This is a genomic window from Streptomyces sp. KR55 (genome assembly GCF_052245645.1).
In the GTDB taxonomy this organism is placed as follows: domain Bacteria; phylum Actinomycetota; class Actinomycetes; order Streptomycetales; family Streptomycetaceae; genus Streptomyces; species Streptomyces flavusporus.
In genome coordinates, this window is record NZ_JBQQCE010000052.1 from 23825 (window position 1) to 31016 (window position 7192).

Here is a 7192-nt window from a genome sequence, read left to right on the forward strand (position 1 = left end):
CCAACCGCCTCAACCTCGGCCGTTAAAGATCTCTAGTTCCCCAAGATGCGCCACCGGTTGTCGGCAGTGCCATTGTCCGAGTCCTGGACTGCGAACGCGCCGACAGCGGTGGAGTGGTTCGCGATGGCGAGCAACTTGCCGCTGTTCACGTTGCGGATCTTGTAGGTCCCGTCTCCCTGGTCGAGCAGTGTCCATTTGTGGTCGGCGGTGCCGGTGTCCGACCACTGCAGGACGGTCGCGTTGTCTGCCGTGGACATGTCCTGGACCCCGAGCACCTTGCCGCTGTGGGCATTGCGGAAACGGACCGCGTCCCCGTCGGTGATCATTTGCCAGTCGTGGTCGTCGGTGCCCGAGTCGTTCCACTGCAGAGCGCGGGCACCGTCGGCCGTGGACATGTCCAGGATGCCCAGCACGAGACCGCTGCCCACGTTGGCGAGACGGACGGTGCCGCTGGTGTTCCAGTAGACGGTGTAGTTGTGGCCATGCGCGTCGTGGAACGGGCCCAGGTTGACGGTGGAGCCGTTGGCGGTGGCGGTGAAGGCGAGCGAACTGCTGCTGGTCCGTCTGATCGAGGACGTGTTCAGCGTCGGGAGGGAGTTGAGCGAGGAGTTGCCGTAGTTGCCGGACAGGACCACCGGGCCGTAGGTGATCGCGGCGACGTTCGCGTTGTCGTTGGCCGCTCGCATGACGATCCGCATGGGCAGGCGGACGGTGACCGTGTCGCCGGAGGTCCAGGAGCGGGTCAAGGTGGCGTAGCTGCCGGGCGTGGTGGTGATGTTCTGCGCCGTGCCGTTGACGCTGATGGTGGCCCCGGTGGTCCAGCTCGGGATGCGGATGCGCATCGCCCAGGTTCCGCTGACGTTGCCGGTGACTTGCAGGGTCGTGGTGTCGCTGTTCGGATACGACGTGGTCTGGGTGACCGTGATTCCGCGCTGTGACCAGTTGAGCACCGAGGGCACGAACAGGTTCACGATCAGCGTGTTGTCACTGCGGAAGTAGATGGAGTCCATCAGCCTGGTGTGCATCTCCAGGCCCGTGCCCTGGCAGCACCAGAAGGTGCCGTAGTCGGTGCTCCAGGTTCCGCCGCCCCAGGCCGGGCCCACACCGCGTCGGCCTCCCGGGTTGAGCGGGGTGAAGTAGGTGACGTGGCCGTGGTCGTCGGCCGGGTTCTGCTGGCCGATCATCTGGTTCAGCCACGCCCGCTCGTAGTAGTCGAACAGAGCGGCCCGGTTCGGGTCCAGCGCGAACAGTTCCCGGGTGAGGGTGAGCATGTTGAAGGTGTTGCAGCTTTCGCAGGTGTCCTGGTTCAGGTAGCCGGCGATGGCGTTCGGGGCGCGGAAGTGCTCCGCCTGGCTGTTGCCGCCGATGGCATAGGTGTGCGTGTTGACGCAGATGTTCCAGGCGTTGGTGGCGATGTCCCGGTAGCGGGCGGTGCCGGTGGCCTTGTACTCCCGGGCGGCCCCGATCCACTTGGGTACCTGGGTGTTGGCGTGCAGTCCGTTGAGCTGGTCCTGGTTGGACGCCAGCGGGTCGAACACCGCGGCGTGGTCGAACCGCCGGGCGACGGTGAGCCACCGCGCGTCGCCTGTCTGCTGGTAGAGATCGGTCAGCACGGTGTTCATGCCGCCGAACTCGGTTCCCAGCATGGTCTGCATCTGCTGGCTGCTCAGCCGGCCGGTGCGCCAGTCGACCCAACCCGCCAGGGCGAGCAGCACCTCGCGGGCTTGTGTGCTGCCGATGTGGCGCCATACGTCCAGCAGGCCGACGAGTGTCTTGTGGATGGTGTAGTACGGCACGTTGCCGTTGGTCAGGTTCCGTTGTTCGAGAGCGGTGAAGTCGGACTCGGGGTAGCCGGAGAGGTACCCGGCGTTGAAACCGGCGGCGCTGTTGTTGGCCTGGCATTTGGCCAACTCCGCAACCATGTGGGTTGCCTTGTCCCGGCAGGTGGTGTCCCCGGTCACGGCGTACAGCTGCGCCCATGCCGTGAGGAAGTGCCCTTGGACGTGGGTGCGGAAGGGGAAGCCCGGCGCGTCCCAACCGCCGTTGGCAGCCGCGCCGTTGGTGGACAGCCGGTGGTTGGCGCGGAAGTTGTACAGCAGCCGGTCGACATCGACGAACCGCAGGTAGTTCCGCGTACGGTCCTGGTTGTCCAGCCACCGGCTTGCGGTGAGCCGGACCTGGTCGAGTTCGAAGGGGTGCGCGGAGACCCCGATGTCGGTCCTTGCGGGGGGGATGGCCGCGTGGGCGGGAGAACTGCCGATGAGGGATCCCGTGGCAGAGGCGGCGACGGTGGCCCCGGCTACTTGCAGGAGGCGCCGTCTGCTGACGGAGGAAGACATCTTGCACCCTTTCGGTGACGGGAGAGCGACTGCTTGGTCGTTGGTGCGTGGGGTCACATGTCCGCGGTCGGGTGGGACCTGTCGGGCGTGGGACGGCTCCGCGCGTTGATTGCTGCGCACGGGCGAAGCGTGCGAGACATACGAGACCACCCACGTCCGTAATTTCGAACGGAGTTCGTGATTCCGATCACGATTGGGTCAGAAGATAAAAGTGGGCCATGTTCCCGTCAATGGTTTCGTCATACGTGCTTTACAAACCCGCGTGCGGAGAATCGCCCGTATGGACGTCCGCCCACCTCCATCCGCCGCACGGCCTGGTCGACAGGGCCGCGCCGGTACCGCCCCTTTCTGGGGCGGCCCGGGCACAGTGGCAGGGGTCGGCATTCTCCACCGTCGGGTCGAACCGCACCGTTTCAGGAGTCGGATGCCCCGCAGTGGGATCTGTGGTGCTCCAGGGTGGTCGGTGCCGTCACCAGCCTGTCGGCAGACCGGCGATGAACGAGGTGAGCCGGTCGGCGATGAGTCGGTCGTCGTGGGCCGAGTAGTGCCAGTCGCAGCCGAGGAAGTCCAGGCCCGAGTCGTCGAGGAACCAGTAGCGGACCCCGCTGTCGCCGGCGTCGTTGCGTGCCTTGACCACCTGCTGGACATGGCCGGCGTACTGGCCTGCGCCGACTGCCACGATGGTCGTCCCGGCCCCGTAGCGCGTGCGCAGCTTCTGGAGGAAGTCGCCGTAGGCGCTGCGGTAGCCGGCCGCGAGGCTGTCGGGCGTCCACGGCTCACCGGGGTTGATGGCGGTCGAGAAGTCGTTGGTGCCGAGGTTGACCACCACGACCTGGGGGCGCCAGGTGCCCGGGTTCTGCCAGACGTCGCCGGACACGTTCTGCAGGGCACGGTCGTAGAAGGTCCGGTACGTGACGTCTGGCTGGCCTCCGTTGTAGTTGCGCACCATGCCAAGGCCCGAGTAGCCGTTGATCTGATAGTCGGCGTTCAGTTGCCGGGCGGTGAGGGCGCCGTAGCTCACATCGGAGTTGGTGTTCCGCTTGACCTGGTCCCAGGTGCAGGTGCGGGAGGTCGAGAGGTTGCCGTAGCCCACCGTGAGGGAGTCACCGATGAACTCGATCTGACGGCTGCGGGCGGCCGGTTTGCTCAGTACGGCACCGCCGGGCGCGGCGACGAAGCCTCCGAACGTGCTGGTGTCCCCCGGGGTGTCGTTGCGCTTGACGAGCCGGACGGTGTGCGTGCGGTCCTGCAGGCCGTTGATCCAGTGCGTGGTGTTGCCGGGCGTCACGAGCGTGGCGACGGTGGCTCCGTCGACCTGCACGTCGTAGTCGGCGGCCGAGTCGTTGAGCACGATGCCCACGCCGGTGCCGCTGACGCGGCCCTCGAAGTACACGCCGGGCCAGCTGTACTGCACCGTGTCTCCGGCGTCCCTGACCCGCCCCGCGGTGTGCACCTGCGCCAGCACTCCCGTAGCGCGGACCAGTTGCCACTGCTGGTTGGCCCCGCCCCAGTCGGTGAACTGCACGACCTTGGCGCCGTCCGCGGTGGAGGCGTTCTGGACCTCGCCGGCCTTGCCGCTGCTGCGGCTGATCAGCCGGACATAACCGTCCGAGGAATCGGCCAGCCGGAACTGCTGGTTGGCGCTGTTGGCATCCCCCCACTGCACGATGTCCGCGTGATCGGCGGCGGAGTTGTTCAGGACGTCCAGCACCTTGCCCGAGTGCTGCGCCTTCAACCGGTAGTAACCGCCACCCGAGTCGACGAACTGGAACCGCTGATTGGCCCCGTCATGACGGGCCCACTGCGACAGGGCCGCCCCGTCGGCGGTGCTCGCACCCGCCACGTCGAGCGCCTTGCCGCTGCCACGGTTGACCAGCACGTACGACGCGTTCGTATCCACGGTGGCCGCCTGCGCCGTCCCAGCGGCGCCAAGTCCGGTCAGGAGCGCCGCCAGCAGCGCGGTCACCGCGGCGAGCACCCCCGTACGCCTCCCGCATTTCCACCACGGAACCCTGAATGTCATATACATGCCCTTCATTCGCAGGAGGTGGGCGTACGAGCGCAGGTCGTCGACGGCACGCCCCGGCCGGAGCATGAGCACGGTGAGGAGCGTGCTCGGCTCGGAGAAGGCGTCTGGTCACTATGGGCGCTCCGGACGCGATACTCCCGGCGCACACCATATTGTCGAAGCGCTTCGAATGTAACCGTGCGGCGGCCATTGGCATCTCAGGCCGGTCTGCACGAAGGTAGAGCGAACGATCGGCAGGAGCTTTGTCGAAGCGCTTGATGAGCGATGTCTGCTGCTTGATGAGGATGTCTGCCGCATGATCAGGATCTGCCGCTTCGAGATCGGAACCGCCGTCTCCATGGGCATGTGTGCCGAACAGCAGCAACCCGTCATCCGGTTCCGGTGGGCGCCCCCACCCGGCCGGGCAAAGGAGCAGCAGTTCCAGCGCCGGGTCAAGGGTGAGAGCTGTCCTCCACCTTCTCGAAGAAGAACTCGTGCTTGAGGAAGGAGACGTCGTACTCGTGACCGGACTGAGGCGGCAGCAGTTGGGAGGCCTGGAACAGGCGCCACCCGTCCTGCAGCGCGGCAAGCCCTGTGGGATAGGGCGGCTCGTCGCTGTCACCGGTCGTTGGACGGGTCCGGCCGGTCCCGTCGTATCGGGACCAGCCCACGACGTCGGAGTCCAGCGCCGACGTCGAGAGGTAGAGGACCAGAACCTGCTGTCTCATGCGTGACTCCTCAGGGTCGGCCGGTTACTGACGCGCGTGACCCAGTACTCGACGTCGAACGAGTCGTCACCGGTCAGGGCCCGCCACAGGAGGACCCGGTTGCAGATCTCCAGTCGGGCCGTGGCCTGCTCGTACCAGGGGAAGTACGTATTGAGTTCCGCGGGCACCGCAGGGTCGTGCAGGTCGGAGACGTCCCACAGACGCACCTGCGGCACGGTCGGGTTGAGGCGGATTTTGTACATGTAGCGACGGCTCGCTGTGTCGTTGCGGCGGCCACCGTGCCAGATGCCGTGGTGCACGAGAACGACCGTGCCTGCCGGGCAGGTCAGACGGGTCTGTCCCCTGAGGTTCTGGACGCGGCCGACGTCCGTCTCGTTGATCCTGCGCAGATGGCTTCCGGGCACACTCAGGGTGCCGCCCATCTCGGCGGTCACCTCGTGCGGGTAGTACATGAGCTGGAGGTCGAACGCATCCGGCCGCACGTCGATGATCGCGTCTCCATGGAGCGGCTGCGCGTGTCCCTCGTGCGGCTCGCGCACATGAACCGCATGGTGGTCGACGGTCGGCTCGGGGCCGACCAGGCTCTCGACAGCGCCTGCGACGACCGGCAGGGCGAGCAACTCGTGGATGAAGGTGTCCTTCGCGAACGCCCCGCCCAGCGGAGTGCCGTAGGAAACTTCCGGTAGGCCCTCGGTCAAGGCCGCGATGGCCCGTTCATTGATCTCCTGCGGCACCACCCCGTCCAGGCGCAGAAATCCCTGTGCGACGAAGCGCGCCATCTGAACCGATGTCAGGAGTTGCTTGCTGGTTGACATGCGACGAACGTATGGGCCCTGTCCGGGATCAGTCGTGGGCTGAAATCGTCCAGTGCTGGTAATTTTCCATCCTCGTGAAACACGTAACACTGCGGCTCGACGAGGCGCCCACCGTGGTCGGTGCCGGCATCGGGGTGCACGGCGTCTCCACCGCCCATGACGTCTTCCGGCTGCCCGACCTGTGGCAGCTGCACCTCTACAACTACGAGGGTGCTCTGTCCCTCGGGCAGTCGGTCCATCCCATACGCCCCGGCCACGTCAGCCTGGTGCCGCCGAACACGGAGGTGCACTTTCACTATCGGGGCAGGTCGGAGCATTTCTACGTCCATCTGCGGCTGCACGACGGCGGAACCGCGCGGGTGGTGCCGGTGATGCAGGACGCCGGGGCCGAGAGCACACGCCTGGCGGATCTGCTGCGACACGCCGTGACGGCCATGCCGACTTCTCCCCCGCGAGCCACGGCCGAGGTCTGGACCGCTCTGTGGCGCATCGCCGAGTTGCCGAGGGGCGATGGAGCCGGGCGCCGCCACCCCTTCGTGGCAGCCGCACAGGCCTACGTCGAGGAACACCTGGCCGGCCCGCTGTCCGTACCGGACGTCGCTCGCGCCGTCGGCGTCTCCCACACACACCTGACGCGCGTGTTCCGTGCCGAAACCGGCCTCACGGTCGTGTCGTACATCCGGCACCGACGCCTTCAACGCGCCCGCCACCTGCTGTTGTCCTCCACCCTGTCCATCACCGCCATCGCCGCGGCCGTGGGCATCGCCGACCTCCAGGCCTTCAACAAGGCCTGCCGCCGTGAACTCGGCGCGAGCCCGAGTGACGTACGTGCGGCTGCCCCTGCGGGGCTGGACGGCCCAGACCGTAAGGGTGCCGGCAGACAGCTGCCTCTTGCCCGGCAGGGCGCACGTCGGGATCGAGCCCCGCCACAGCACACGCTCAGGAGGACAGGCCGGGCGGCACAGGCTCGGTGACAGCCACCTCGCCGCCGCCGTCGTGGAACTCAGCCAGGCGAGGCCGTGGCGCGCCGGCACGACCGTCGTAGGCCGGCGGCCTGGGCGGAACGGGCCCGCCGAGGTCGGGCGATAAGTGGCCGGCGAGACGAGCCTCTCCGGACGATGGCGTCACCACAGAGAGAGGGGAGCCAGCCCTCATGCCTCACACGACCGCCTTCGCCAGGAACCAGTGGTACAGCTAGCGCACCTTTCTGACCTGCGCTTGTGTGGGGGCGATGAGGCTGTGACCTGCTAGGACGGGTTGCGGAGGCGATCGGAGGCAGTCAGAGGAAACCGCTCTGATTCG

Annotated in this window: 4 protein-coding genes and 1 pseudogene; 1 reads left to right on the top strand and 4 read right to left on the bottom strand. The window is 67.0% G+C overall.

Annotated features, from left to right (window positions below; translation table 11 throughout):
- Nucleotides 1–32 precede the first annotated feature (32 nt).
- From ACTWQJ_RS10520 to ACTWQJ_RS10535, 4 genes are all read right to left on the bottom strand, one after another.
- The gene (locus ACTWQJ_RS10520; RefSeq protein ID WP_443306364.1) at nt 33–2339 is read right to left on the bottom strand and encodes a beta-L-arabinofuranosidase domain-containing protein; all 2307 of its coding nucleotides are present in this window, start codon (nt 2337–2339) and stop codon (nt 33–35) included.
- A gap of 469 nt (nt 2340–2808) precedes the next feature.
- A complete protein-coding gene (locus ACTWQJ_RS10525; protein WP_443306368.1) occupies nt 2809–4362 on the bottom strand; it encodes an RICIN domain-containing protein in 1554 nt (517 codons plus the stop codon).
- A 437-nt stretch (nt 4363–4799) separates the two neighbouring features.
- Entirely contained in the window at nt 4800–5075 is a 276-nt protein-coding gene (locus tag ACTWQJ_RS10530) for a hypothetical protein (protein WP_443306365.1), read from the bottom strand.
- Nucleotides 5072–5890, bottom strand: a complete 819-nt coding sequence (locus ACTWQJ_RS10535) for a phytanoyl-CoA dioxygenase family protein (protein WP_443306366.1) — start codon at nt 5888–5890, stop codon at nt 5072–5074. The genes ACTWQJ_RS10530 and ACTWQJ_RS10535 overlap by 4 nt, the downstream gene beginning before the upstream one ends.
- A 74-nt stretch (nt 5891–5964) precedes the next feature.
- On the opposite strand from ACTWQJ_RS10535, the pseudogene ACTWQJ_RS10540 reads away from it, so the two are divergent.
- Nucleotides 5965–6726 (top strand): annotated as a pseudogene (locus ACTWQJ_RS10540) (helix-turn-helix domain-containing protein); the annotation flags it as partial.
- Nucleotides 6727–7192: the final 466 nt, after the last annotated feature.